This window comes from Nostoc cf. edaphicum LEGE 07299, assembly GCF_015207245.1.
Lineage (GTDB): Bacteria > Cyanobacteriota > Cyanobacteriia > Cyanobacteriales > Nostocaceae > Nostoc > Nostoc edaphicum_B.
Genome location: NZ_JADEXF010000980.1, coordinates 1 through 2,645 on the forward strand (window position 1 = coordinate 1; position 2,645 = coordinate 2,645).

Annotated in this window: 2 protein-coding genes; one reads left to right on the forward strand and one right to left on the reverse strand. The window is 41.8% G+C overall.

Translation table 11 applies throughout. The annotated features are described in order from the left end of the window. Positions 1-1,397, forward strand: a 1,397-nt coding sequence (locus tag IQ229_RS23385) for a mucoidy inhibitor MuiA family protein (RefSeq protein ID WP_194047861.1), incomplete at its 5' end; no start/stop codon positions are given. Between the two features lie 157 nt (positions 1,398-1,554). On the opposite strand, the gene IQ229_RS23390 is transcribed toward IQ229_RS23385, so the two are convergent. Continuing rightward, positions 1,555-2,645, reverse strand: a 1,091-nt coding sequence (locus IQ229_RS23390) for a Na/Pi cotransporter family protein (protein WP_194047863.1), incomplete at its 5' end; no start/stop codon positions are given.

Consider the following 2,645-nt stretch of genomic DNA (forward strand, 5'->3'; position numbering starts at 1 on the left):
ACACTACTGAACCTGTAACGGAGCGAGTAGCACATTTGACTAGGCAAATTCAGCAATTAGAAGCAGAAAAACGCCACCTCCAAGCTCAGGTGGATGCTTTAGCCTTGCAATCTAGTTTTATCATCGGCTTACGTGAAAAAACAGAAGAACCCTTTTCACAGAGTTTGTCTCGGAAAAATCTCAGTCTCAGCGAAACTTTGGATTTCCTCAATTTTCTCGGAAGCCAGTATAGTGAGTATGCGATCGCATCTGGAGAGTGCAAAACCCAACAGCAAGAATTAGACAAACAACTGCAAGCACTCCACACCTCATTGCAAATAATCCAAACACCCCATCCCAAAGAAAGTTTTAGCTTAGTTGTAGCAGTTGAAGTAGCGGGTGAAGGCGAATTTGAATTAGAGATGTCTTACATTGTAAATCGCGCTAGCTGGAATCCGCTTTATGACTTACGCTTTAGCACTACTAGCGATATTGTACATTTGAGTTACCTTGCAGAAATCACTCAAAGCACTGGCGAAGATTGGATTGGTGCAAATCTCACCCTTTCTACCGCTAAACCAGGATTAGGTACACTTCCACCCAAACTTGAACCCTGGTATATTGATGCGCCACGTCCCCAAATGTTACGACAACGACAATTAGCTGCCCAGCGACCACTGTTACCTCCCATACCAGAACAAGCTGCTCCTGCTGCCAAAGCAGATTGGCAAGAAGAAGACGAAGTTGGGCAGGATAATTTCATTCCAGCAGAAACCATTACAGCAGAAGTATCCAAAGAAGGGAGTGTAGTCACCTTTAAATTGAATGGCGGTGGTAATATTCCCAGCGATGGCGCACCTCATAAGACTACAATTTTCAACGATGATTATCCTTGTAGCTTCGATTATGTAGCAATGCCGCGCTTGGTAAGTTTTGCTTATCTACAAGCGAATGTGAAAAATAGTCCCAACAGTGCGACTTTGTTACCAGGCAAAGCGAATATTTTCCGCGACAACGTTTTTGTCGGCACTACTAGATTAGAGAATATTGCACCAGGGCAAGAGTTTAAACTGAACTTAGGAATTGACGAAGGTTTAAAAATTGAGCGTGACTTAGTTGAGCGTCTAGTAGACAAAAGATTAATTAGCAACCAGCGCCGGATTACTTATAGTTATCGGTTGATAATTACTAACTTACTAGAGAAAGAAGTAAATCTGAAACTCACTGAACAATTGCCAGTTAGCCGCAACGAGCAAATTAAAGTGCGTCTCAATCGCAGCAACCCACAAATTCAACTCGGTGAAATGGGGATTTTAGAATGGCTGTTAACTCTTCCATCCCAAGAACGACGAGAGATATATTACCAATTTAATGTTGAACATCCACCTGATTTAATGGTAGTTGGGTTAGATATTTAGATTATGATACGTTAAGAGACTTCCAAATAAAGAAATAATCAATTACTTTCGTGAGCAGGGGGGGGCAGGGAAAGAAGAACTTTGATGGTCGTATTGGATGCAGGAATTGAGCAATTTAATTTTTGGAAATCCCAAATATAAAGCCTTTTTGCTGGATTTAATTCTTTACCGTTTCAACCTGCCGATTTTGATTCTTTTTATCTGGAAGTAGCCGTTCCAATCCACGAGCAATTAAGGGTAGAAATCCAATAATTAATGCCACGCCTAACAAGTTGAATATTAACTGTGCATTGGCGATTTGGCGAGCAACATCATCCCCTGCCCCCATTAACTGAGAAATCCATTGCGCGAATCCTGCCAATTGAGTGGCAAATACAATTCCTACCGCAGCAGTAGTGAGATTGAAAAATAAATGAAAGATACCTGTCCGCACTGCTGGACGTTCGCGTCCGAAGGTAGCTACTAATGTGTCAGCACAAGTGCCAACTTCAGCACCCAGCATTAACGCCACGCCTGCCGATAATGAAATTAATCCTTGACTAGCCAAAGTCACAATAATCGCAACGGTGGCAGAGGAAGATTGAACTAAGACTGTAAAGAGTGCCCCAACTCCAGCACCTAAAAGTGCGTTGTTCCCCAAGGTTTCCATCAATTTTATAAATGGCTGGTACTCTTTGAAAGGTTCCATTGCGTTTTCAATTGTGTCAAGTCCGAAAAACAATAAGCCTATGCCAAGAATAACTAAACCGATTTGCTTCCAACGTTCTTTTTTACCTAACAAAATTAACAGTAAGCCAACGAACATTGCTATTGGGGCATAATCACTAATGTTAAAAGCAACTATTTGAGCGCCGATGGTTGTACCAATATTGGAACCCAAAACCACGCCGAGAGATTCTACAAATGACAATAAACCAGCACTAACCATTGCAATCACAATGATGATTGTTACTGAGGACGAATCTAATATTGTTGTCGCTACCGTGCCAGTTGCTATTCCAGCGTAGCGATTGGTGGTGAACTTGCTAATTAATTCTTTGGCACGATCGCCTGCGATCGCTTCCAGTCCCTCGGCCATTCGTGTCACACCATACAAAAATAGTACGAGTCCCGCCAGCGCACCCGTGACTATTTTAAAAATATCTAATTTTCCCTGTTCTTCTCCTTTAGACTCAGCACTTTTATCCTGACTATTTTTCTTTTCTTTACTAGTATTCTGAGATAGTTCGCTGTTTCTCTGTTGTGTTT